Origin of the sequence: Blastococcus sp. CT_GayMR16 (assembly GCF_004570875.1) — a bacterium.
Lineage (GTDB): Bacteria > Actinomycetota > Actinomycetes > Mycobacteriales > Geodermatophilaceae > Blastococcus_B.
This window is the reverse complement of sequence record NZ_SPQK01000021.1, coordinates 1-22,645: the sequence shown is the minus strand read 5'-3', so window position 1 is coordinate 22,645 and position 22,645 is coordinate 1. Positions and strand designations below refer to the sequence as shown.

Here is a 22,645-nt window from a genome sequence, read left to right as displayed (position 1 = left end):
TCAGGGGAGGAACCGATCGAGGTCCGGCTCTTCTTCGAGCGTGCCGTACTCCACGGCCTTCGCCCCGAGCAGCTCCAGGGCCTCCCGGCTGAACTCGGTCCGGAAGGTGGGGATGACGATGCGCTCCAGCACCGCCGGCTCGATCTCGGTGTACGTGCCGGTGATCCGCCGGACCTCGTCGGGGTTCTCCTGCGAGTACTCCAGCGAGCGGTTCATGGCCCGCGTGAAGGCCTCCACCAGTTCGGGGTCCTCCTGCAGCAGCTGCTCGGAGGCGAAGACACAGGAGATGTCGAGCTCGGGGTGGAACTCCGAGAAGTTGTAGGACAGCACGCGCGCGCCCGCATCGACGGCCTCGGTGAGGAACGGTTCGAGGATCCAGGCGGCGTCCACCTGCCCGCCGTCCAGCGCCGCAGGCGCGTCCGGGAACGGGATCTCGACGAACTCCACCCCTTGCGGGTCGCCACCGGCCTCCTCGACGACCGACCGGATCGTCGTGTCCCCGATGTTGTTGAGGGTGTTCACCGAGACGGTGTTGCCGGGCAGCTCGGCCACGGACTGGATCGGCGAGTCACCGCGCACGACGACGGCACCGAAGTCCGGGTCACCGGCCGTGGAGTTGGCGTTGGTGATACACCGCAGGGGCAGCCCCGCCTCCACGGCGATCATCGTCGACAGGACGTTGCCACGGCCGAACTGGAAGTCCCCGGACACCACGCTCGGGACGACGGCCGCGCCCCCGGCCGCGGACTCGATGGTCAGCTCGATGCCCTCCTCCTCGAAGAACCCCTGGTCGACACCGAGGTAGAGCGGGGCGGAGTCGACGATCGGCTGCGTGCCGATGGTGACGGGGGTCAGGCCGCCGTCCGACTCGCCTCCCCCGGCATCATCGGAGCCGCCGCAGGCGACGAGGGCGAGCAGGGCGGCGACACCGGCCGCGGCGGCGCGCGAGCGGGTTGCGGTCATGGATGCACTCCTTGGGAGGATGGGCGGGCGCGGTCGCGCCAGAAGGCCCAGGCACGAGGGATCTGCGGTCGGTTGGTGGCGACGGTGGCGGCGCCCTCCTCGTCGGTGAGGTAGACGCACCCGCCGAGGCGCATCGCCTCGGCCTGGACCCGGGCGTTGACCTCGGTGTAGACGCCCCGGTACACCGCCTCCTCGAGCGAGGTGCCGACCGCGGTGGCCCCGTGGCCGCGCATGAGGACCACCGAGGCCCCGCCCAGTGCACGGGCCAGGGCGGCTCCGGATTCGGGCGTTCGGACCAGGAGGTCGGACGCCGGGCCGAGGGTGTCGCGCGCCTCGAACACCGGGACCTCGGGAGCCAGGAAACCGGCCATGTGCAGGACCGGCCGGAGCGGCGTCCCGGCCACGCCGAACGGGATGACCGCCGGCGAGTGGCTGTGCACGACGGCCTGCACGTCGTGCCGGGCGCGGTAGATCTGGGCGTGGATGTGCGATTCGAGGTACGGCGGACGGGGGTCCTCCGTCGTCCCGTCCAGCGTGAAGAGCTGGACGTCATCGTCGTCGACCAGCCCCGGGGCGAGATTTCGCGACAGCAGGAACGTGTCGGGGTTCTCTGCCGAGCGGACGCTCACGTGACCGAAGGCGTCCAGGATGGCCTGGTCGACGAGGATGTGGTTGGCCTCGGCGAGCGCCCTGCGCTGGGCGCGGAGCTCGCTCGACACGGCGCGGTCGGGTGCGTGCTCGCCCACAGGGTTCCTCTCGGTCACCGGGATGTCCTCCCTCGGATGGTGACCCGCGCCACGACCGGATCCGACAGGATTCTGTTGAGCAGAACCCCGTCCAGGGGCCGTTCATGGGGAACTCTCAGCCCCGCGAGGCGAGGTCCTGCTCGATGTCCCGCGCGGTGAGGGCCAGCACCGAGATGAGGTGAGACAGCCGCTCCTCGGAGAACCGCACCGTGGGCATCGACACGGAGATCGCCGCCTCCACCTGGTCTCCATGCGTCCGCACGCCTCTCCCGATCGCGGTGAGGCCGGCCTCGGTGCGTCCTGCATTGATCGCGAATCCGCGTTCCCGCACGGTGCGCAGCTCGCGGCGGAGCGCGTCGAGGTCCGGCCGCTCCCCCGGCCGGTCAGCCCACTTGTCCTCGGCGTAGTAGGCCTCGATCTGGGAGTCGGGCAGACCGGCCAGCATGAGCTTGCCGCCGGAGACCAGGTGCGCCGGGAAGACCATTCCCGTGCGGTCGCCCACACGCAGGGCCTGCGTGCACTCGACCGAGGCAATGAACCGGACGTGATCACCGGCGAGGATCTGCAGGTTCACGGTCTCGTGCACGCGCTCGACCAGCGCCTCCAGGTGCGGCAGCGCGACGGTCCGCAGCAGCGCGGTGCGCGACTGCGACTGCGCGCCGAGGGAGAGCACCGGCCCCGCCAGGTAGCGCCGCCGGTCGTCCTGGACGGCGAAGTCGCGGTACACGAGCATCGTCAGCAGCCGGTGCGCGGTCGAGCGGGCCACCCCGAGGCGCTCCGCCGCCTCCTTCACGCCGAGCGAGCCCTCCACCTGCAGGACGGTCGCCAGCTGCAGCGCGTGGTCGACGCTCGCAATCGCATAGGACGGCGAGGTCTTCACCCGAGAATCCTATGGCGGTCCTGCAGAACGCGGTCCCCCCGACAACTGGACTGTCAGAAACCGATCAGGGGCCGTGCCGGATCTCTCCGGAACGGCCCCTGACGTGCTCTGTCGGGCTGACAGGATTTGAACCTGCGACCCCTTGACCCCCAGTCAAGTGCGCTACCAAGCTGCGCTACAGCCCGCGTGCCGTGCGCCACCGGATACCCCGGGCCACGCGACGACCGCCTGAGCAGATTACCGCACCGCCGGCTGCGTCCTGACCGGTGGTTCAGCGCGGTGATCAGCCCTTGGTCTTGTCGCTCCCCCGGCCCTCGCGGACCTTGACCGAGACCTCGATCGGTGTGCCCTCGAAGCCCCACCGCTCACGGATCTTGCGCTCCAGGAACCGGCGGTAGCCGGCCTCCAGGAAGCCGGTCGAGAAGACCACGAAGCGCGGCGGGCGGATGTCGGCCTGCGTGACGTACTTGATCTTCGGGGCGCGGCCGCCGCGGGCGGGCGGCGGCGTCTCCTGGACCAGTGCCCGCACGAAGGAGTTCAGCTCCGACGTGGGCACACGGGACTCCCACGCGGCGAGCGCTGACCGCAGGTGGTCGGCGAGCTTGTTCACCCCGCGGCCGGTCGAGGCGGAGATGTTCACGCGGGTCGCCCACTTGATCCGGGCGAGCTCTCGCTCGATCTCCTTCTCCAGCTGCATGTGGCGGTCCTCGTCGAGGGTGTCCCACTTGTTGAACGCGATCACCAGGGCCCGGCCGGCCTCGACGACCTGGGTGATCACCCGCTGGTCCTGCTCGCTGATCACCTCGTCGGCGGCCAGGAGGACGACGGCGACCTCGGCAGCCTGGATCGCGGCCTCGGTGCGCAGGCTGGCGTAGTACTCGGTGCCGCTGGCGGTGTTCACCTTGCGTCGCAGGCCTGCGGTGTCGACGAACCGCCACTCCTCGCCGCCGAGCATCACCAGGGAGTCGACCGGGTCGACCGTCGTCCCGGCGACGGAGTCGACGACCGACCGTTCGTCCTTGGCCAGCCGGTTGAGCAGGCTGGACTTGCCCACGTTGGGCCGCCCGACGAGGGCCACCCGGCGCGGACCGCCCTCCTCGAGCTGCTCGCGCGGGGCCTCGGGCATCGCGTCGAGGATCAGGTCGAGCAGGTCACCGCTGGAGCGCCCGTGCAGGGCGCTGACCGGCTGCGGCTCGCCGAGGCCGAGCGACCACAGCTCGGAGGCGCCGGCCTCGCTGCGCTCGTCGTCGACCTTGTTCGCCACGAGGATCACCGGCCGGTCGCTGCGCCGCAGGATGCGGGCGGCGGCCAGGTCGGTGTCGGTGGCGCCGACGGAGCTGTCGACGACCAGGACGATCAAGTCGGCGGTGTCCATGGCGTACTTGGCCTGGCGGGTGATCGAGGCGCCCATGCCGGTGGCCTTCGGGTCCCAGCCGCCGGTGTCGACGACGGTGAACCGCTTGCCGTTCCACAGCGCCTCGTAGGAGATGCGGTCGCGGGTGACGCCCGGGATGTCCTGCACCACCGCGGCGCGGCGGCCCAGGAAGCGGTTGACGAGGGTGGACTTGCCGACGTTCGGACGGCCCACGACCGCGACGACGGGCAGCGGCCCGGTGGGTTCGGTCATGACCGCTCCCCCGCCCCGACGGTGGAGGCCGCCAGCTCGACGACCTTGTCGACGACGGCTTCGCGGTCGAGGTCGGTGCTGTCGACGACGATCGCGTCGACGGCCGGGCGCAGCGGGCTGTCGGCCCGGCTGCTGTCGTACTCGTCGCGGCGGCGCAGATCCTCGGCGAGGTCGGCGATCTCGGCGGCGGTGGTCAGGCCCAGCTGCCCGGCCCGCCGCTCAGCGCGGACCTCGGGGGCCGCGGTCAGGTAGACCTTGAGCGTGGCGTCGGGAAGGACGACGGTGCCGATGTCCCGGCCCTCGACGACCACGGCGTCCGCCGCCGCGACGAGCGCGCGCTGCTGGTCGACCAGCTGACGCCGGACGGCCGGGACCGCGGACACCGGGGAGACCGCGCGGGTCACCTCGGCGCTGCGGATCCGGTCGGCGACGTCGACGCCCTCGACCTGCACCAGCTCGGCGTCGGCCGTCGTCCCGACCTCGATGGTGGCGCCGGCGACGACGCGGGCGACCGCGTCGGCGTCGTCCAGGGAGACGCCGGAGTCGAGCACGACGACGGTGGCGGCCCGGTACATCGCGCCGGTGTCGAGGTAAGCCGCACCGAGCCGGGCGGCGACGGCGCGGGCGACGCTGGACTTCCCGGTGCCCGAGGGCCCGTCGAGGGTGATCTGCCCCCGAAAGGTGGCGGTCACTGCGCGATGTCCCGGCGGAGGGCGACGGCGCCGCGCAGGTACACGTGCTGGATGTCCGACCGGCTCAGCGGGGTCTCCACGTGCGCCATCAGGCGCAGCACCCGCGGCAGCGCGTGCGGCACACCGATCTCGGTGGCGCACATCAGCGGGACGTCGCCCATCCCCAGCTCGCGCGCGGCCAGGGCGGGGAACTCCGACACCAGGTCGGGCGTGGCCGTGAACAGGATGCTGATGACGTCGTCGTGCTCGAGACGGTTACGCTCCAGGACGGTGCTCACCAGCTCACGGGTCGCCTCGAGCACCTGCTCCCGGTCGTCGGCGTCGACCTGCGTCGCGCCCCGGATGGCTCGGACGGCCATGCACACTCCTCGTTCGATCTGCGGGCCCGGATCACCGGAGCCCTGTGAAGTCTAGATTCGCCGTCCGGAACGGCCGGTTCCCGAGGGAACCCGCGACTACAGGCCGACGGCCTCTTGCAGCGCGCCGAGCTCCTCGCGGGTGAGCTTGCGGATGGTGCCCGAGCGCATGGCCCGCAGCTCGATCGGGCCGACCGCCGTGCGGGTCAGCCGGGACACCGGCAGACCGACGTGGGCCAGGAGACGTCGGACGATGTGCTTGCGGCCCTCGTGCAGGACGACCTCGACCACCGACTGCCCGGCGTGGGTGTCCACGACCCGGAACGAGTCGACGGCGACCGGGCCGTCGTCCAGCTCCACTCCGGCCCTCAGCCGCCGGTGCAGGTCGCGCGGCACCGAGCCGCTGACCTGCGCGAGGTAGGTCTTCTTCACCTCGTAGGAAGGATGGGCCAGCCGGTGGGCCAGCTCGCCGTCGGTGGTGAGCAGCAGCAGGCCCTCGGTGTCCTGGTCCAGGCGGCCGACGTGCACCAGACCCTTGGCCAGGTCGCCCACCATGTCGCCGACCGTGGGCCGGTTGCGGTCGTCGCTCATCGCGGTGATGACGCCCGGGGGCTTGTTCATCGCGTAGGTGACCCGGTCGTCGCGGATCTCGATGCGGACGCCGTCGACGGCGATCTTGTCGACAGCGGGGTCGACCCGCATGCCCTGCACGGTCACCGGGCGGCCGTTCACGCTGATCCGGCCGGCCTCGATCATGTCCTCGCTGACGCGGCGGGAGCCGACGCCGGCCCGGGCCAGCACCTTCTGCAGCCGCTCGCCCTGACGCTCGTCGTCGTGCTCCGGGACGTCGCGGTCACCCGGGTGGGCGGGGGCGAGTTCCATGTCCTCGGACCAGCCGTCTCCGGAGGCGGTGGTGGTCTCGTCGTCGGGGTTTGCGGTGTTCATCGCCGCCCAGTCTCCCACCGTTCGGCGAGCCCCTCTGCCACGAGACTGCGATCTCGCCCGCCCGGGGCACCGAACGTGAGCGAGATCGCCGATCGGAGCCGGCCTGGAGCTAGCGTCGCCCCATGGAAGGGTCAGCCGAGGGTCGCCGTCTGCACCTGGCGACGGGCCTGACGACGGCGGTCACGGACGACGGCGACGGCAAGCCGCCGGTGCTGCTCCTGCACCCGTGGGCCGGTTCCCGCCGTTCGTTCGCCGCGCTGCTCCCGCTGGTGGTGCCGCGTGCGCGCGCGATCGCCGTAGACCTGCGCGGCCACGGTGACGCCGACAAGCCATCCGCCGGATACGAACTACCCACCCTGGCTGCGGACGTCGTCGCCACCCTGGACGCGCTCCAGCTGGGCCAGGTCGTGCTGGTGGGTGCCTCCAGCGGCGGGTACGTCGCCCAGCAGGTCGCCGTGGCCGCACCCGACCGCGTGGCCGGGTTGATCCTCGCCGGTGCGCCCCGCGACCTACGGGGCCGCCCGCCGTTCGTCACCGAGCTGGAGACCATCACAGACCCCGTGGACCCGGCGTGGGTGCGCGCCTTCACGGCAGGCTTCACCGACCTCGACCGGCTGCCGTCCTGGTACGTGGACCTCATGGTCGATGACGCACTGCGGCTGCCCGCGTCGATCTGGATGGCGACGTTCCACGGCCTCACGTCGTCGGTGCCACCCACGGACATCGGCGTGATCAAGGCGCCGACGCTCGTCATCAGCGGCGAGCGCGACGGGTTGCTCGGCCGTGAACAGACCGCGGATCTGGTCTCGGCCATCCCGGGTGCGCAGTGGATCGAGTACCCCGACACCGGGCATCTCGTGTTGGAGGAGCAGCCGGTGCGGTTGGCCGCCGACGTCGTCTCCTTCATCGACGGCCTCTCCGAGCAGGATCGGACCTGACCTTCCGCACGCGCCTGTGGACAGCCGGCCGGGCCTCGTCGCCGACGGCGTGACGCGCCCACTCCGACATCGCCGGGCGCCTTCATGATCGTCGCGGGCCTCGCCATCCTGGGCGTCACCATCGCCCGCCCCTGACGCCGGCCAGAGTTTCTTCAGCTGTCGGGGTGCTCGTCCAGCATCGCGGAGGTATCCGGCAGCAGCGGAGCGAGCTCCGGCAGGTCGGCGAGACTGCGCAGCCCGAGCCGCTCCAGGAACAGCGGCGTCGTGGCATAGAGCCCACCACCGCTGTCCGGGTCGGTGCCGATCTCGTGCACCAGGCCTCGCGACAGCAGGGTGCGCATGACGCCGTCCACACCGACCCCGCGGATGCCCGAGACGCGCGCGCGGGTCACCGGCTGGCGGTAGGCGATCACCGCGAGCGTCTCCAGCGCCGCCTGGGTGAGCCGGCTGCGCTGCCCGTCGACCAGGTACCGCTCGACGACGGGCGCGTGCTCCTCCCGCGTGTAGAGGCGCCACCCCTCCCCCACCTTGCGCAGCGTGAGACCCGACCGTCGCTCGTCATAGCCGGCAGCGAGGTCGGCCAGGCCGGCCCGGACCTCCTCGACGGGGCACCGCAGGGTGGCGGCGAGCGTCTCCTCCTCGACTGGGTCGTCCATGACGAACAGCAGTGCTTCGAGCCCGCCGGAGAGCTCTTCGGGAGACAGGAGTTCGAGGGGCTCCTCGTCGGGTGCGGGCTCCCCCGCCGGGACGTCGGCCGGTGTCGGGTCCTGGGCCGGCGGCGAGCCGGCCGGTGATGGGGCGGGCAGGGGTTCCGGCTCGACCACCGGCTCGGGCTCCGTCGGCGCCTCTGCCGGTTGCTCCGCCACCCGGCTGGCGAGTGCCTTCGCGACGGCGTCCCAGGTGGCCGGGTCACCGTCGCCACGGTCCGTGGCCTCCACCCGGGTGGCCTCGAGCTCCGCGGCCAGCGCGTCCCACGAGATGGGGGGCGGTTCGGGCCGATCCTGCTCGGTCACGAGTACTCCTCGTCCAGATCTTCGGTGGCAGCGTTCTCGGCGACGTCGTCGTCCTCGGCCGGCATCGACCCGCCGGTCCACCGCACGTGCAGCTCCCCCAGCGGCGTGAGCTGTTCGAACACCACCCGCTGCTGGCGGTACAGCTCCAGGAGCGCGAGGAAGCGCGCGACGACCTCGTTGGTGTGCTCGCAGTCGGCCGTCAGTGCACGGAAGCTGGCCGTCCCGGAGCGCGCCAGGTGGCTGCGGACGACGAACAACTGCTCGGCGACGCTGACCGCCGGGGCGTGCAGGTGGGAGACGCTGACGACCTCGGGCGCCTTGGGCGTGAGCGCGCGGGAGGCCAGCGCGGCGAACTCCTCGACAGTCAGGTCGAGCGTCACCTCGGGCACCAAATCGGCGAACCGCGGCTCGAGGCCGGCCTCGCGCGGGAACCGGTGCGCGGCCTCGGTCTCCCGCTCGCGCAGGAACGCCGCCGCCAGCTTGTAGGCCTTGTACTGCAGCAGCCGAGCGAACAGCAGGTCGCGGGCCTCGAGCAGCTCGAGGTCCTCCTCGTCCTCCACGTCGGCGGCGGGCAGCAGCCGCGCGGCCTTGAGGTCGAGCAGGGTCGAGGCGACGACGAGGAACTCACTGGCCTGCTCGAGGTCCAGCTCGCTGCCGAGCGCCCGCAGGTGCGCGATGAACTCGTCGGTGACCTTCGACAGCGCGATCTCGGTGACGTCGAGCTTGTGCTTGCCGATCAGCTGCAGCAGGAGGTCGAACGGGCCCTCGAAGTTGGTGAGCTTGACCGTGAAACGAGCGGGCGCGGCCCCGTCGGCCTCAGAGGCCGCCGGAACCGCGCCGGTACTGCTGCTCACGGACGCCGAGCGTAGTGAAAGGACCGCTCAGTTCCCGCGGAGACGGCGAACCAACACGGAGTCGTCGCCACGGTCGCCGAGGTCGGCGAGGATGACGGCGATCGCCTCACGGACGATCCGACCGCGGTCGGCGGCGACGCCGTGCTGGCCCCGGAGGGTCAGCCGGGCACCTTCCAGGGCGAGGAGCTCGTCCGCCGAGATGTAGACGGTGATCTTCTCGTCGTGCTTGGTGCGGTCGATCCGGCTGCGCGCGGGGCGCCCCCGCGTCGGGATGTTCGGCTGCATCGTCGGCGCCTGCTGCACCGGCGCCGTGCGGTAGGACGCGAGGTCGTCCGCGGCGCCGCCGGGCACCAGGGTGAGGGGTGGCTGCTCGGCCGACTCGTCCGAGCGCCGTCCACCCGCTCCCCGCAGGGCCGGCGAGCTCGTGGTGGTGCTCAGGCTGGGCAGTTCCGTCACCTCGGAGACCGAGGGAGAGTCGGTGCGGCGGAACAGCTCCGACGCACCGGGCAGCACGGGCCTACGCGTCATGACGCCGCCTCGCTGACGCTCGTCGGACTCATGACACAGGTCGCTCGGCTCGTGTGTGCCCTCGCAAGCTCGGTCACGACTTCTCCTCGCTGACGCTCGTCGTCGCCGTGCCCAGGTGCTCCGCTCATCAGTGATCTCGCTAGCTCGATCACAGGGCCAGCACCTCCTTGGCGAGGTCGCGGTACGCCGCGGCGCCCGACGACGTGGGCGCCCACGTGGTGATCGGCTGGCCGGCGACCGTGGTCTCCGGGAACCGCACGGTGCGCTGGATGACGGTCTGGAACACGGTGTCGTCGAACGCCTCGACCACCCGGCTGAACACCTCGCGGCAGTGCACGGTCCGCGAGTCGTACATCGTCGCGAGGATCCCGGAGATCTCCAGCGACGGGTTCAGCCGCTCCTTGACCTTGTCGATCGTGTCGACGAGCAGCGCGACCCCGCGGAGGGAGAAGAACTCGCACTCCAGCGGGATGATCACGCCCTGCGCGGCGGTGAGCGCGTTGACCGTCAGCAGTCCGAGGGACGGCTGGCAGTCGATCAGGATGTAGTCGTACTCGTCGCGGACGTCGGCCAGCACCCGCAGCAGCGTCTGCTCACGGGCCACCTCGCTGACCAGTTGCACCTCGGCAGCCGACAGGTCGATGTTGCTCGGCACCAGGTCCAGGCCCGGGATGTCGGTCGGCACCCGCACGTCGCGCAGGGTGGTCTTCCGCTCCATCAGGGCGTTGTAGATCGTCCGGTCCATGTTCTGGGCCGGGATGCCCAGTCCGACCGACAGCGCACCCTGGGGGTCGAGGTCGATCAGCAGGACGCGCCGGCCGTACTCGGTCAGCGCAGCACCCAGGTTGATGGTGGACGTCGTCTTGCCGACGCCACCCTTCTGGTTGCACATCGCGATGATCCGGGCTGGCCCGTGCTCGGTGATGGGCTTGGGCTCGGGCAGCTTGTGCTGCCGCGCCTTGGCGGGGTCCTGGCGGGACACCGCCCCCATCTCTGGGCCGCTGTCCTGCGGGCGCGCGACGGCAGAGGCCGCGTCCGCTCGGGTAGCCATGGGTCTTGTTGCCTCCACCTCGTGCCCGATCCCGGTCGATCCGGGTGCGGTCAGCCGTCCTGCCCGCTCGGGTGTGAGGAGGACGCTAGGGAGTGCGGAAGCTCTTCCCACGGAGGCACGCCGCGCGACATGTCGACATGGCGACCAATGACAACAGCTGTGACTGCACAAGGCGAAACCGGTCCAGATACTGCCAACTGAGCGCCGGAACGGATGTCAGCTGCGGGCCCGCGGATGGCTCGTCGCGTAGACCTCGCGCAGCCGGTCGACGGTCACCAGCGTGTAGACCTGCGTCGTCGTCACCGAGGCGTGGCCGAGTAGTTCCTGGACGACGCGGACGTCGGCCCCGCCGTCGAGCAGGTGCGTCGCGAAGGAGTGCCGCAGGGTGTGCGGCGAGATCGCTGTGGCATCGACTCCGTGGGCCCCCCCGGCGCGCTCCGCGGCCGACCGCAGGATTGACCAGGCGCTCTGCCGCGACAGTGCTCCGCCCCGGGCGTTCAGGAACAGCGCACCCCCGCGCACCCCACCACGGCTGTTCGCCGCCAGGGCCGGGCGGGCCCGCACCAGGTACTCCTCGACGGCCCGCAGCGCGTAGCTGCCGACCGGGACGATCCGCTCCTTGCCGCCCTTTCCGGCGAGCCGGACGGTCGACTGGCCGCGGTCGAGGTCGTCGACGGCCAGCCCGACGGCCTCGGAGATGCGGGCGCCGGTGCCGTACAGCAGCTCCAGCAGTGCCTTGTCCCGCAACCCCCGCGGCCCCTCCAGCGTCCCGGCGGCCTCGATGAGCGCCACCACCGACTCCACCGGCACCGCCTTGGGCAGCCGACGGGCCGGCGTGGGCGGCTTGACCTCGTGCGCGACGTCGTCGGGCACCAGGCCGTCGAGGAGGGCGAACCGGTGCAGGCCGCGGACGGCGACCACCGCCCGCGCCGCCGACGTGGCCGACAACGGCGGGTGGTCGTCGTCCCCCTGGCGGAGCGCGGTGAGGAAGCCGGACACGTCGGACTCGGCCACCTCGCGCATGCCCCGCACCCCCGCGGCGGCGAGGTACTCGGTGTAGCGCCGCAGGTCGCGGCGGTAGGACGCGATCGTGTTGGCGGCGAGCCCGCGCTCGACGGTCAGGTGATCGAGGTAGCCGCTGACGACCCGAGCGGGGTCCGGACCGGCACCGACATCGGCGGTGAGCGTCAGTGCAGGACCTCCTGGAGCGGCACGGCCGCCATGCCGTGGGCCTCGGCCACCTCCGGCAGCACCACCTGGCCGTCGACGACGTTCACGCCGTGGGCGAGCGCGGGGTTGCCGGCAACGGCCGCGGCGGTGCCCTCGTTGGCCAAGGCCATGACGTACGGCAGCGTCACGTTCGTCAGGGCGTGCGTCGAGGTGTTGGGGACGGCGCCCGGCATGTTGGCCACGCAGTAGAAGACCGAGTCGTGCACCCGGTAGGTGGGGTCGTCGTGGGTGGTCGGGTGCGTGTCCTCGAAGCAGCCACCCTGGTCGACGGCGATGTCGACGAGCACGGATCCAGGCTTCATCCGGCTGACCAGGTCGTTGCTGACCAGCACGGGCGCCTTGGCGCCGGCGACCAGCACCGCGCCGATGACGAGGTCGGCGTCGAGCACCGCCCGCTCGACCTCGTACGCGTTGGAGGCGACCGTCTGCAGGTGCCCCTGGTAGATCTTGTCGGCGGCGCGGAGCTTGTCGATGTCGCGGTCGAGGACGACGACCTCCGCCTGCATGCCGAGCGCGATCGCCGCGGCGTTCATCCCGGAGACCCCGGCACCGATGACGACGACCTTCGCTGCATAGACGCCGGAGACCCCGCCGAGCAGGACCCCGCGGCCGCCGTGCGCCCGCTCCAGGCTGTGCGCCCCTACCTGAGGAGCCATCCGCCCGGCCACCTCCGACATCGGCGCCAGCAGCGGCAGGGCGCCGTCGGCGGTCTGGACGGTCTCGTAGGCGATCGCCGTGGTGCCGGAGGCCACCAGCGCGTCGGTGCACTCCTTCGAGGCGGCGAGGTGCAGGTAGGTGAACAGCGTCTGGCCGCGCCGCAGCCGGTCGTACTCCTCGGCGACGGGTTCCTTGACCTTCAGCAGCAGGTCGGCGTCGGCCCAGACGTCGTCGGCGCCGGGCACGATCTGCGCCCCGGCGGAGGTGTAGTCGGCGTCCGGGATCGAGGAGCCCTCCCCCGCGCCGCGCTCGACCAGCACCTCGTGCCCGGCCCGCACCAGCTCGGTCACACCGGCAGGCGTGAGCGCCACCCGGTACTCCCGGTTCTTGACCTCTCGGGGAACCCCGACCCGCATCGTCTGTCTCCTGGTCCTGGCGGGTCGGTTCCCGAGGGTGACGGGTTCCCCCACCGCGTCGTGGGTGCGCCCGGTCGGGGCGCGGCCTCGGGCGGAGTGTAGGCACGCCCACCACTCACCCTCGTCCCCTCCGGGCGGTTCGGGACCCATCCGGAGGGGGTGAACCCTCCGGACCCGGCGTGTCGCACCGTGCTCGGCCGCTGCCACTGCGCGCCCGGGCGCCGCGACGGAGGATTCCCGGATGCAGCTCTACGCCCAGCACCCCGCCGTCCGGGTCCGCCAGGTCGCCGCTGACGTGGGCATGCTCGCCTGGGTCGTGGTCTGGGTCGTGGTCGCGCGGGCGGTGCACGCGGCCGTCCTGGTCCTCGCCGAGCCGGGCCAGGCCGTCGAGGACCTCGGGCGGTCCGTCGCCGGCAGCATGAACTCGGCCGCCGACGCGGCGGAAGGGGTTCCACTGGTCGGTGACGAGCTCGCCGCGCCGTTCGGTTCCCTCGCGGACGCGGGCGGGTCGGTCTCGGGTGCGGGGCAGTCGGCGCAGGACGCCGTCGGCACCCTGGCCACCGTGCTCGCCGTCGTCCTGGTGGTGCTCCCGGTGGGCTGGCTGCTGCTGCACTGGCTGCCGTGGCGGCTGCGCTACGCCCGGGAGGCGGGCGCGGCCCGGCGACTGATCGCCGGGACGCCGGACCTCGACATCCTGGCAGCCCGGGCGCTGGCCACGGCTCCGCTCCCCCGGCTGGCCGCGCTCCCGGCCGGCACCGGCGCCGCCTGGCACGCGGGCGATCCCGCCGCCGTGCGGGCGCTGGCCGCTGTCGAGCTGGGCCGACTGGGCCTGCGACTGCCCGACGACATCCAGAGTCTCACACGGCGTTGATTGCCTTGGCGTCGCGGAAATAGCTGCGCATGACCCGTAGCCCCGCACCTTCCAGGAGCAACCGGTCGTGCAGGTGAGACCGGTCCAGTTCATGGAGGTGCTTCACATGCTCAAGCTGGTCACCAGTTGCGTCCCGCTGAAGCGAGGCGCGCTGCGTGTACCAACCCCGTACTGAGTACAACTCCGCGCCGACGTACTGCTGCCCTGCATTTGGCGCCGCGGCTGCCTCCATCTTTAGCCCATCACGCACTAGTGGAGTTCGCGTTCGGTGCGTCGCGATCCGCCTTCGCAGGTTCTTCGTCTGACCGACGTAATAGACCCCGTAGCATTCAACGCGATCACATATACGGAGGGCTGTTCATCCACCGAAGCTCTGTCCGCCCGCGTCGATCGCTTGTTTCTGTGGACATCAACGACTTTGTAGTGCGGGTCGTGGAGGTCGAAGAAGCCAAGCCTGGTCATGTCCAGAAAGACGTTGAGCACGTCGATGGGGCCCATCGGCCCAGTCCCCGTCACGTGAGCCAGGCTAGGTTCTCCGGCTCGCGGTACCCGTGACTGAGTCAGTCGGAAGTCGTCCTGCCACTACATCGAAGCCGCGGGCGAACAAGTCGTGGTGAGATGTCCGACGCCGTCACGGCGAACGCGGAGTCTTGGCGGTGGGCAGCAGCGTCAGCCGGCGTCGGCGGGACGCAACCGGGCCGACGTGGCCCGGACCTGCGCCGCGGCCAGCAGGCCGGCGACCGCCGAGGAGTTGCGGATGTCCCCGTCGAACACCCGCTGGACGGCGTCCGTCAGCGGCACGCGCTCGAGGGTCATGTCCGCCTCCTCGTGCTCCACGAGGAATCCCTCGGGCCGGTCGACGGCCGAGAGGTCCTCGGCGAGGTAGATCTGCACGAGCTCGTCGCTGAAGCCCGGCGAGTTGTTGACGGTGACCAGCAGCGACCACCGGCCGGCGGCCAGCAGTGCCTCCTCGGCCAGCTCCCGCTTCGCCGTCTCCAGGGGCGGTTCGCCGTCCTCGTCGCGGAGCCCTGCCGGCAGCTCCCAGAGGTGCCGGCCGACGGGGTGCCGGTACTGGCGCAGGAGGAGGACCCGGTCCTGGTCGTCCAGCGCGACGACCGCGACGGCACCCGGGTGGTGCACGACCTCCCGGACGCTGCTCCCGCCGCCGGGCATGGCGACGGTGTCGCGGCGCAGCGAGATGACCCGGCCCTCGTAGACCTGCTCGCTCTCGAGGACCTGGAACTCGTGCGGCATCAGATGCCGACCTTCTCCGCCTCGTCGACCGGCACGGGCAGCCGCGCGGCCTCCTGGTAGTCGATCGCCGCCTGCACGAACGCGGAGAACAGCGGGTGCGGCCGCGTGGGGCGGCTCTTGAGTTCCGGGTGGGCCTGCGTGCCGACGTAGAACGGGTGCGCCTCGCGGGGCAGCTCGGCGAACTCCACCAGCAGCCCGTCCGGCGACGTCCCGGAGAAGACGAGGCCCGCCTCGGTCAGCCGGTCACGGTAGGTGTTGTTCACCTCGTAGCGGTGCCGGTGCCGCTCGGTGACCTCCGTGGACCCGTAGGCGCCCGCGGCCACCGAGCCCTTCTGCAGGTCGGCCGGGTAGCTGCCCAGGCGCATGGTGCCGCCGAGGTCCCGCTCACCGGCGATGACGTCGACCTGGCTGGCCATGGTGGCGATGACCGGGTCGGGCGTCTCGGCGTCGAACTCGGCCGAGTTCGCCTTCTCCAGCCCCGCGACGTCGCGGGCGTACTCGATGACCATGCACTGCAGGCCGAGGCACAGGCCGAGGGTCGGGATGCCGTTGGTGCGGGTGTAGCGCAGAGCGCCGAGCTTGCCCTCGATGCCGCGGACGCCGAAACCGCCGGGCACGCAGACGCCGTCCACGCCGGCGAGCGCGTGCGCGGCTCCCTCGGGGGTGTCGCACTCGTCGGAGGGCACCCAGCGGATCTGCACCCGGCTGCGGTGGGCGAAGCCACCGGCCCGGAGGGCCTCGGTGACCGACAGGTAGGCGTCGGGGAGGTCGATGTACTTGCCGACGAGGGCGACGGTGACCGTCTCCTTCGGCGAGTGCACGCGGTCGAGAAGGTCACCCCACACGGTCCAGTCGACGTCGCGGAAGGGCAGCCCGAGCCGGCGGACGACGTAGGCGTCCAGGCCCTCGCGGTGCAGCACCTTCGGGATGTCGTAGATCGAGGGCGCGTCCGGGCAGGAGATGACGCCCTCGGCCTCGACGTCGCACATCAGGCTGATCTTGCGCTTGAGGTTCTCGCCGATCTCCCGGTCGGAGCGGCAGACGAGCGCGTCGGGCTGGATGCCGATGCTGCGCAGGGCGGCGACGGAGTGCTGGGTCGGCTTGGTCTTCAGCTCGCCGGACGGCGCGATGTAGGGGATCAGCGAGATGTGCAGGAAGAAGCAGTTGTCCCGGCCGATCTCGTGCCGCACCTGGCGGGCCGCCTCGAGGAAGGGCAGCGACTCGATGTCGCCCACGGTGCCGCCGATCTCGGTGATGACGACGTCCACCCGGTCCGGACCCTGCCCGCCGGCCATGATCCGGGACTTGATCTCGTTGGTGATGTGCGGGATGACCTGCACCGTGTCGCCGAGGTACTCGCCGCGCCGCTCCTTGGCGATCACTTCCGAGTACACCTGGCCGGTGGTGACGTTGGCCCGACCGGACAGGTCGATGTCGAGGAAGCGCTCGTAGTGACCGACGTCCAGGTCGGTCTCCGCGCCGTCCTCGGTGACGAAGACCTCACCGTGCTGGAACGGGTTCATCGTCCCGGGGTCGACGTTGAGGTAGGGGTCGAGCTTCTGCATCGTGACGCGAAGGCCACGGCTGGACAGCAGGGCACCCAGCGAACTCGCTGTCAGTCCCTTGCCGAGAGAGGACACAACGCCGCCAGTGACGAAGACGTACTTCGTCGGCTGGGAGTTGTGAAGGAGCCCGAGATCACGTGCCTGAGACGGTCGATCCACGGGAAACGACCGTAACACGATCGGCGCCCTCGACCGGCCCGGAGTGGGGAGCGCCACCCGATGTCTCCCCCGAACCGGTGCCCCCGCTGCCTGCTCCCGCGGCCAGCCAGACCATCAGCGGCACGAGGAGCGCCGCGGCCGTCGCGGGCAGCGCGACACCCGAGTCGTTGACGGCGGCGCCGAGCGCCAGGCTCAGCGACGAGGCGATCAGGACCGAGCGGACGACGAACACCTGCCCGGCCGAGAGTCCCGCCGGGCCGCCCACCTCTTCCCCGACCCCGCTCCGCAGCAGACCTCCGGGACGCACCAGCCAGGCGGCAGCGACGATCGCCACGGGCAGCATCCAGGCGAGCGGGCTGCGCAGCAGGATGTCGAGGTTGGCCTGGCCCTTGCGGCTGATGACCGTCCACGCCTCCCCCGTCAGCACCTGCTCGACGAACCGGCCCAGGTGGCTGCGATCGGCGGCCGGGCGCATCCAATCGAGGACGGCGACGGTCCCCACCGCGACGACCGCCGCGGCGAGGATCGCGACCAACCGGACGACGGTCACCCGGACCCGCGCCAGCAACATCGCCAGCAGGAGGAATCCCGGCAGCGCGGCCAGGACGCCGCCGAAGTCGCGGCCGAGACCCGGCGCGCCGATGACGGCGACGGTCAGGAGGCCCAGCACGAGCACGGTGCCGCCCGTCGCGACCCGGGCGCGCGCGGGCCCGGCCCGACGACCCACCGCGACGGCGAGGGCGGCGGTGACGCTGAGCGCGCTCACCGACATCAGTCCGAAGGTGAGGTTGCCGTAGCCGGTGAAGCGGCCGGCCACGATCGCGTCGTACCCGAGGAGGCCGTTGAGCTCCAGCGTCGAACCCGTCAGCACGTCCGCGAGGAGCGTGCCGAAGGTGAGGACGAGCACCGCGAGGGCGGGGCCGAGCCGACGCCGCCGCCAGGGCCCCAGCAGGGCGATCGCGGCGACGACCAGATCCGCGGCGAGCACGGCCGCCACCAGGGCGGGCAGTGGCGCGCCGCTGCGCTCCCACGGCACGAGTCCCGCGAGGTAGGTGGCGATCGGCAGCGCGGCCGCGGCGATGGCCAGCCCACGCAGCACCCGACGACCCACCCCCCAGGGCCCGGCCGGGTTGACCCCGAATCCCCCGAGCAGCAGCACCCCCAGCGCGACCAGGCCGGCGGAGACGAACACCAGGGCCCAGAAGAAGACCCCGGTGTTGCGGTGGTGCACGGTCGCCGCGGTGTTGATCCACTCCAGCTCCTGCACCGCCTGCGTCAGCGCCGGCCGTTCCCCGGTCATCCGCAGCGGCTGGCCGTTCATCGACGCCGGCTGGTCCAGACCGAGCGCATCGAGCGCCGTCGGCGCGAGGTCGATGAGCTGGACGAACGGCGCCCGCCCCGTACTGGCCGAGCTCAGCCAGCCGGTGGGACCGAATCCGGGGCCGGACGCCATCCCCACGTGCAGCTGCGGACGACCGTCGTTGACCTCGGAGATCCCGGCCAGCAGGACGAGCGTGTCGTCGTCCATGGACGCGACGGCGGCGCGCAGTTGTCCCACGGCGCGGTCGATCCGCTGCAGCGCGGCGGCCCGGGCCTCCGGCTCCGTGCCCTCGTCGGTGCGGTCGACCCCGGGCTCCCCGGCGTCGGTGAGCTGATCGAGGGAGACGAGGGTGAGCGCGCAGCCGGCCAGCACCCCGGCGAGCTCACCCGGGTCGGGCGGCAGTTCGTCGACGCGGGCGATCTCCACGCCCGGGACGGCCACGGCGAGCGTCGCCGCGCGTCCCGACACGGTGGCGCAGCCGACCGCCCCGCCCAGGGCTCCGGGCTCGGCCCCGAACCGCGCGGTGCCCTCGTCCTCCGCCGTCCGGACGACGGTGGCCTCCGGATCGATCAGCGCGACGCTGGCGGCCCGCTCCTGGAGCCCGCAGTGCGCCAGCGAGGTGTCCAGCGGTGGCTCGGGCTGGGCGCCGTCCGGTGCCGGCGTCGGCGCGGCCTGGTCGTCGGGAAGGGGCACGGTCGGCAGCGGTACCGGCGGCAGGCCCTCGTCGGGGCCGGGGACGCGGGCGCGGTTGCCTGCGCCCAGGGTGGCCCAGCCGTCGAGGACGCAGGTGGTCGAGCGGGCGGCACGGACCGACAGCGCGCCGATGGCCGAGTCTCCGGCCATCGCCCAGAGCTCCGGCGTCCCGTCGGGGTCGATGTCGCTCCACGTGAGGCCGGGGACGCCGACCACGAGGACCCGGGCGACCTGCGCCTCGTCGGCGACGGCCGCGGAGGGGAGACCGAGCAGCACCGTGAGCAGGACGAGGAGCACCGCCGCGCCGCGGCCCGGCCGGCTCATGGCGACCCGCCGCCCGGCGCGCCGAGCAGTTCCCGGTAGACCGCGACGATCTGGCGGCCGGCGGCCTGCTCGTCGGGCCAGCCGGCGGCCTGGCGGCGGCCGGCCTCGGCCAGCTCCGCGGCGTGCGCGGGATCGCCGAGCACGCGGACGACGGCGTCGGCCAGGGCACCGGCATCGCCGACAGGCACCAGTTCGGCCCCGTTCCCGACGAGTTCCGGAATGCCGCCGGCGCGGGTGGAGATCAGCGGCGTCCCCGCCCGGAGTGCCTCCTGCGCGGTGAACGGGCTGCCCTCCCAGCGCGAGGGCAGCAGGCACGCGTCCGCGGCGGCGAGCAGGTCGGCGACGTCCGAGCGGCGTCCGAGCAGCAGGATGGGCAGGCGCTCGGCGCGGATGCGGTCGGCCAGCTCGGCCTCCAGCGGCCCGTCCCCGGCGATCGCGACGAGGGGCGCGGGCGCCAGCGAGCCCGCGCGCTCCCACCGGCCGACGGCGTCGAACAGGACGTCGTAGCCCTTCTGCGGGTGCAGCCGCCCCACGGCGACGAGCAGCGGTCGGCCGTCGTCCAGGCCCAGCTCGTCGCGCACCTCGGCGCGCGTCCGGGTGGCGGGCGCCAGGGGCGGGGCCAGGGCCGGCACGACCCGGACGTCGCGGGCGCCCAGCCGGCGGGCGTTGACGGCGAGGTCGCTGGACACGGCCAGCACGAGGTCGGCAGCCCGGATCGTCAGGCCCTCGACCGCCCGCAGCAGCTTCTGTTTCGGGCCCGAGCTCTCCTGCAGGGCGTTGTGCAGCGTGAGTACCAGGGGCCGCTGCCGCTCCCCGGACAGCCGGCGGGCCGCCGCGGCGACCAGACCGGCGCGCAGGCCGTGGGCGTGCACGAGGTCGGCCCCGGCGGCCGCCGCGCGCAGCTGGACGACCGCGCGGCCGTCGGCGACCGGGTTCAGGCCCGAGGAGATGCCGACCGGCCGGAAGTCGGCACCGACGGCGCGAAATCCGAACAGCTGCTCGGTGGCGGGTGCGCCGCAGACCCCCACGGATGCGCCGGCCGCGCGGATCGCGGGCACGATGGTGCGCACGTGCGTGCCCACCCCGCCCGCGCTGGTGGCCAGCACCTCGACGACACGGCGGCCGCGCAGGGGCGACGCCTCGGTCACCGTGCACCTCCCGTCGTCCCGGCGCGCTGTTCGTCCGGCGTGCGCAGCGCCTGCACCGCCCCGGTGAGGGCGGCCCGCGCCGTCCCCATCATGACGGCCGCGGCGATCACCAGCACGATCGCCGCGGCGACCAGGCCCACCCCGATGGCGACGAGGACCCCGTCGCGGGGCACCGGATCGGCGCCGAGGGCCTGGGCGGCCAGGAGGCCGGCGGCCGCACCGAGCGCGCTGCCGACCAGGGCCGCCGTGCCACTGCGGACGACGCCGTGCAAGGCACCGGGGCGTGCGACCCGCGCGACGACGACGAGCAGGCCGAGACCGGCCACGGTCACGCCGATGCTGTGCCCGGCGCCGAGGGCCAGGCCCCGGTCCTCCACGGGCAGCAGGCGGGACAGCACGACGTCTGCGGCCACGGCCAGCAGCCAGCCGCCGAGCACGCAGGCGGTGGGCGCCTTCCACAGCCCGCGGGCGTACAGGGCGCGGGTCAGGAGGGCCACCAGCGCGTATCCGACCAGGCCGGGGGCGAAGGCGATGATGGTGTCCCGGAGTGCGGCGACGGTCGAGGCCGGGGCGGTGACGAGGAAGACGCGGGCCATCGGTCCCGACACGGCCACGAGGACGCCGGCCGCCACCGCCGAGGCGGCCACGACCAGGACGGCGGCCGGGGCCAGCTCCCGCCGGTAGCCGGCCTCGTCGCGCACCTCCGCCCGCTCGGCGAGGCCGGGGTAGGCCGACGTGGCCAGCGGCACCGCGAGCGCGGCCCACGGCACCAGGAACAGCGTCAGCCCGGCGAAGTACACGACCTGGGTGCCGTCCGGGCCGTCGTTGGCGAGCCGGATCGCGACGGCGGCCACGGCCTGCTGGCCGGCGAGGGTCAGCACCCCGGCCAGGGCCAGCCGCCGCACCCGGGGAGCGGCACCCACCGGGAAGCGCAGCGCCGGCCGCAGGCCCAGCCGGAGCCCGCGGACCGGGACGAGCAGGCTCAGGCTGAGCGCCACCACGCCGAGCGTCGTCCCCACGCTGAGCACCAGCTCGGCGGGGGTGGTGAGGTCCTCGATCTCCTGGCTCCCCCCGATGCCGGCGAAGACCAGATAGGCCGCGGCCACCACGACGCTGGACAGCAGCGGCGCCAGCGCCGGCCCGGCGAAGCGCCGGTGGGCCTGCAGCACGCCGGCCAGCACGATGCCGATGCCGTAGAGCACGACCTGGGGGGCGAAGACGAGCAGGAAGCGCGCCGCCAGAGCGACCTCCGCGCTGCTCCCGCCGCCGAGCAGCAGTTCGGCGATGGGCTCCGCCGCGAGTGCGATGACCACCGCGAGGGGCGTGAGGATCAGCAGGGTCCAGCCGAGCAGCGCCGACGCGGTCCGCCGCACCTGCTCCCGGTCCCCGGTCGCGATGCCGCCGGCGAGCATGGGGACGACGAGGCTGGCCAGCGCACCGCCCGCGACCACCTCGAAGACGATGTTCGGGACGGTGTTCGCGGCGAGGTAGGTGTCACCGGTGCTCTCGGCGCCGACGGTGTTGGTGAAGACCAGCGTGCGGCCGAAGCCCGCGAGCCGGGCGAGGAGCGTGAGGACGGCGATCAGCGCCGCGGCCCCGGCAACCCCCCGGGCGACAGTCCGCCCACTCACGATGGACGGCGGCCGAGCCGGTCCAGTTCTCGCAGACCCGGGGTGGCCTCGATGACCTTCGTGAAGCTGACCTTCTCGCTGGCCAGGGTCAGCGCCACGACGCCGGCGAGCAGGCCGACCCGCGGCGCACGGCCGGGGATCGACGCGAGCCGCAGGCCGAGCAGCGCACCGAGGGCATTGGCACCGCAGTCACCGAGCATGACCCGCTCCCCCAGGTCGTCCGGGAGCACGGCGGCCGTGGCACCCAGCGGGCCGGCGACCAGGCCACCGGCGGGCCCGCGGAGGGTCGCCGCGGCCACCAGGGCGCCCGCCTTGCCGGCCCGGCCGGGGCGCAGGTCCAGGAGGTTGATCAGGTTCGCGGTGCCGGCGACCAGGCCGGTGGTGAGGACGCCGTCGACCAGGGCGCCGGCGCCGCGGTCGCGCCGGGTGAGGACGGCGGCGACCGCCGCAGCCGCCCCGATGCCGGCGACCTTGACGGCCCCGGCCGAGACGCGCCCGGCCCTGAGCGCGGCGAGGTGGCCCGCCAGGCCCTTGTCCCTGGCCTGCTCGGGACGGGCCCCGGCGAGGTCGTCGTACCCGCCCACCAGCCCGGAGACGGCACCGACCACGACCGCTGCGGCCCGCGTGCCGGCCGGGGCACCGAGGGCGGCGGTCACCGTGGCGGAGGCGGCGAGCGCCGGACCGCCCAGGAGCGTGACCGGGCGCTTGGCGTAGTTCATCCGCCGCCACGGCACGCCCGCGCTGCGATCGGTGAGCGCGGCCGCGCCGGCGAGGGCCGAGATC

21 protein-coding genes and 1 tRNA gene are annotated in these 22,645 nt (G+C 72.9%); 2 read left to right on the top strand and 20 right to left on the bottom strand.

The window, feature by feature from the left end:
* The 8 genes from E4P38_RS18835 to E4P38_RS18800 form a co-directional block, all read right to left on the bottom strand.
* Positions 1–963 carry an ABC transporter substrate-binding protein gene (locus E4P38_RS18835; protein WP_135133497.1) on the bottom strand — a complete coding sequence of 321 codons (963 nt, stop codon included), beginning with the start codon at positions 961–963 and terminating at the stop codon, positions 1–3.
* Positions 960–1,727, bottom strand: coding sequence for a class II aldolase/adducin family protein (locus E4P38_RS18830; RefSeq protein ID WP_209309195.1), 768 nt, complete (start codon positions 1,725–1,727; stop codon positions 960–962). Before E4P38_RS18830 ends, E4P38_RS18835 begins: the two co-directional genes overlap by 4 nt.
* Before the next feature lie 97 nt (positions 1,728–1,824).
* Positions 1,825–2,589: an IclR family transcriptional regulator gene (locus E4P38_RS18825; protein ID WP_135133496.1), complete on the bottom strand. Its 765-nt coding sequence runs from the start codon at positions 2,587–2,589 to the stop codon at positions 1,825–1,827.
* 111 nt (positions 2,590–2,700) lie between these two features.
* A tRNA-Pro gene (locus E4P38_RS18820) sits at positions 2,701–2,774 on the bottom strand.
* A 98-nt stretch (positions 2,775–2,872) separates the two neighbouring features.
* On the bottom strand, positions 2,873–4,216 hold the full coding sequence (gene der / locus E4P38_RS18815) for a ribosome biogenesis GTPase Der (RefSeq protein ID WP_135133495.1): 1,344 nt from the start codon (positions 4,214–4,216) through the stop codon (positions 2,873–2,875).
* The gene (gene cmk, locus E4P38_RS18810; RefSeq protein WP_135133494.1) at positions 4,213–4,908 is read right to left on the bottom strand and encodes a (d)CMP kinase; all 696 of its coding nucleotides are present in this window, start codon (positions 4,906–4,908) and stop codon (positions 4,213–4,215) included. Before cmk ends, der begins: the two co-directional genes overlap by 4 nt.
* The gene (aroH, locus tag E4P38_RS18805) at positions 4,905–5,267 is read right to left on the bottom strand and encodes a chorismate mutase (protein ID WP_135133493.1); all 363 of its coding nucleotides are present in this window, start codon (positions 5,265–5,267) and stop codon (positions 4,905–4,907) included. Before aroH ends, cmk begins: the two co-directional genes overlap by 4 nt.
* A gap of 96 nt (positions 5,268–5,363) precedes the next feature.
* Entirely contained in the window at positions 5,364–6,209 is an 846-nt protein-coding gene (locus E4P38_RS18800) for a pseudouridine synthase (RefSeq protein WP_135133492.1), read from the bottom strand.
* Between the two features lie 122 nt (positions 6,210–6,331).
* On the opposite strand from E4P38_RS18800, the gene E4P38_RS18795 reads away from it, so the two are divergent.
* Positions 6,332–7,147, top strand: a complete 816-nt coding sequence (locus E4P38_RS18795) for an alpha/beta hydrolase (protein ID WP_135133491.1) — start codon at positions 6,332–6,334, stop codon at positions 7,145–7,147.
* A 152-nt stretch (positions 7,148–7,299) separates the two neighbouring features.
* On the opposite strand, the gene scpB is transcribed toward E4P38_RS18795, so the two are convergent.
* The 6 genes from scpB to ald form a co-directional block, all read right to left on the bottom strand.
* A complete protein-coding gene (gene scpB, locus E4P38_RS18790) occupies positions 7,300–8,160 on the bottom strand; it encodes an SMC-Scp complex subunit ScpB (protein WP_135133490.1) in 861 nt (286 codons plus the stop codon).
* Positions 8,157–9,014, bottom strand: a complete 858-nt coding sequence (locus tag E4P38_RS18785) for a ScpA family protein (RefSeq protein ID WP_135133489.1) — start codon at positions 9,012–9,014, stop codon at positions 8,157–8,159. The genes scpB and E4P38_RS18785 overlap by 4 nt, the downstream gene beginning before the upstream one ends.
* A gap of 27 nt (positions 9,015–9,041) precedes the next feature.
* The gene (locus E4P38_RS18780) at positions 9,042–9,542 is read right to left on the bottom strand and encodes a hypothetical protein (RefSeq protein WP_135133488.1); all 501 of its coding nucleotides are present in this window, start codon (positions 9,540–9,542) and stop codon (positions 9,042–9,044) included.
* A gap of 148 nt (positions 9,543–9,690) precedes the next feature.
* The gene (locus E4P38_RS18775) at positions 9,691–10,533 is read right to left on the bottom strand and encodes an AAA family ATPase (protein WP_209309199.1); all 843 of its coding nucleotides are present in this window, start codon (positions 10,531–10,533) and stop codon (positions 9,691–9,693) included.
* Positions 10,534–10,809: 276 nt separating this feature from the next.
* Entirely contained in the window at positions 10,810–11,784 is a 975-nt protein-coding gene (locus E4P38_RS18770; protein ID WP_135133551.1) for a site-specific tyrosine recombinase XerD, read from the bottom strand.
* Positions 11,781–12,896, bottom strand: coding sequence for an alanine dehydrogenase (gene ald, locus E4P38_RS18765; RefSeq protein ID WP_135133486.1), 1,116 nt, complete (start codon positions 12,894–12,896; stop codon positions 11,781–11,783). Before ald ends, E4P38_RS18770 begins: the two co-directional genes overlap by 4 nt.
* A gap of 241 nt (positions 12,897–13,137) precedes the next feature.
* On the opposite strand from ald, the gene E4P38_RS18760 reads away from it, so the two are divergent.
* A complete protein-coding gene (locus E4P38_RS18760) occupies positions 13,138–13,767 on the top strand; it encodes a hypothetical protein (RefSeq protein WP_135133485.1) in 630 nt (209 codons plus the stop codon).
* Positions 13,768–14,436: 669 nt separating this feature from the next.
* Here E4P38_RS18760 and E4P38_RS18755 read toward each other — a convergent pair.
* Genes E4P38_RS18755 through E4P38_RS18730 form a run of 6 tightly spaced genes read right to left on the bottom strand, consistent with a single transcriptional unit; the run spans position 14,437 to position 22,644 of the window.
* Complete coding sequence (locus tag E4P38_RS18755) at positions 14,437–15,021, bottom strand: NUDIX hydrolase (RefSeq protein WP_135133484.1); 585 nt, start codon at positions 15,019–15,021, stop codon at positions 14,437–14,439.
* Positions 15,021–16,745 (bottom strand): CTP synthase, encoded by a 1,725-nt coding sequence (locus tag E4P38_RS18750; protein WP_135133483.1) that lies wholly within the window; start codon positions 16,743–16,745, stop codon positions 15,021–15,023. Before E4P38_RS18750 ends, E4P38_RS18755 begins: the two co-directional genes overlap by 1 nt.
* Positions 16,720–19,083: a hypothetical protein gene (locus E4P38_RS18745; RefSeq protein WP_135133482.1), complete on the bottom strand. Its 2,364-nt coding sequence runs from the start codon at positions 19,081–19,083 to the stop codon at positions 16,720–16,722. Before E4P38_RS18745 ends, E4P38_RS18750 begins: the two co-directional genes overlap by 26 nt.
* The gene (locus E4P38_RS18740) at positions 19,080–20,231 is read right to left on the bottom strand and encodes a glycosyltransferase family 4 protein (RefSeq protein WP_135133481.1); all 1,152 of its coding nucleotides are present in this window, start codon (positions 20,229–20,231) and stop codon (positions 19,080–19,082) included. Before E4P38_RS18740 ends, E4P38_RS18745 begins: the two co-directional genes overlap by 4 nt.
* Complete coding sequence (locus E4P38_RS18735) at positions 20,228–21,862, bottom strand: lipid II flippase MurJ (protein WP_135133480.1); 1,635 nt, start codon at positions 21,860–21,862, stop codon at positions 20,228–20,230. The genes E4P38_RS18740 and E4P38_RS18735 overlap by 4 nt, the downstream gene beginning before the upstream one ends.
* Entirely contained in the window at positions 21,859–22,644 is a 786-nt protein-coding gene (locus tag E4P38_RS18730; RefSeq protein WP_135133479.1) for a hypothetical protein, read from the bottom strand. Before E4P38_RS18730 ends, E4P38_RS18735 begins: the two co-directional genes overlap by 4 nt.
* Position 22,645: the final 1 nt, after the last annotated feature.

Coding starts and splice junctions, on each gene's coding strand:
- E4P38_RS18835 (WP_135133497.1), bottom strand. CDS start 963: ATGACCGCAACCCGCTCGCGCGCCGCCGCGGCCGGTGTCGCCGCCCTG.
- der (WP_135133495.1), bottom strand. CDS start 4,216: ATGACCGAACCCACCGGGCCGCTGCCCGTCGTCGCGGTCGTGGGCCGT.
- aroH (WP_135133493.1), bottom strand. CDS start 5,267: ATGGCCGTCCGAGCCATCCGGGGCGCGACGCAGGTCGACGCCGACGAC.
- E4P38_RS18800 (WP_135133492.1), bottom strand. CDS start 6,209: ATGAACACCGCAAACCCCGACGACGAGACCACCACCGCCTCCGGAGAC.
- E4P38_RS18795 (WP_135133491.1), top strand. CDS start 6,332: ATGGAAGGGTCAGCCGAGGGTCGCCGTCTGCACCTGGCGACGGGCCTG.
- E4P38_RS18780 (WP_135133488.1), bottom strand. CDS start 9,542: ATGACGCGTAGGCCCGTGCTGCCCGGTGCGTCGGAGCTGTTCCGCCGC.
- E4P38_RS18775 (WP_209309199.1), bottom strand. CDS start 10,533: ATGGGGGCGGTGTCCCGCCAGGACCCCGCCAAGGCGCGGCAGCACAAG.
- ald (WP_135133486.1), bottom strand. CDS start 12,896: ATGCGGGTCGGGGTTCCCCGAGAGGTCAAGAACCGGGAGTACCGGGTG.
- E4P38_RS18760 (WP_135133485.1), top strand. CDS start 13,138: ATGCAGCTCTACGCCCAGCACCCCGCCGTCCGGGTCCGCCAGGTCGCC.
- E4P38_RS18755 (WP_135133484.1), bottom strand. CDS start 15,021: ATGCCGCACGAGTTCCAGGTCCTCGAGAGCGAGCAGGTCTACGAGGGC.
- E4P38_RS18745 (WP_135133482.1), bottom strand. CDS start 19,083: ATGAGCCGGCCGGGCCGCGGCGCGGCGGTGCTCCTCGTCCTGCTCACG.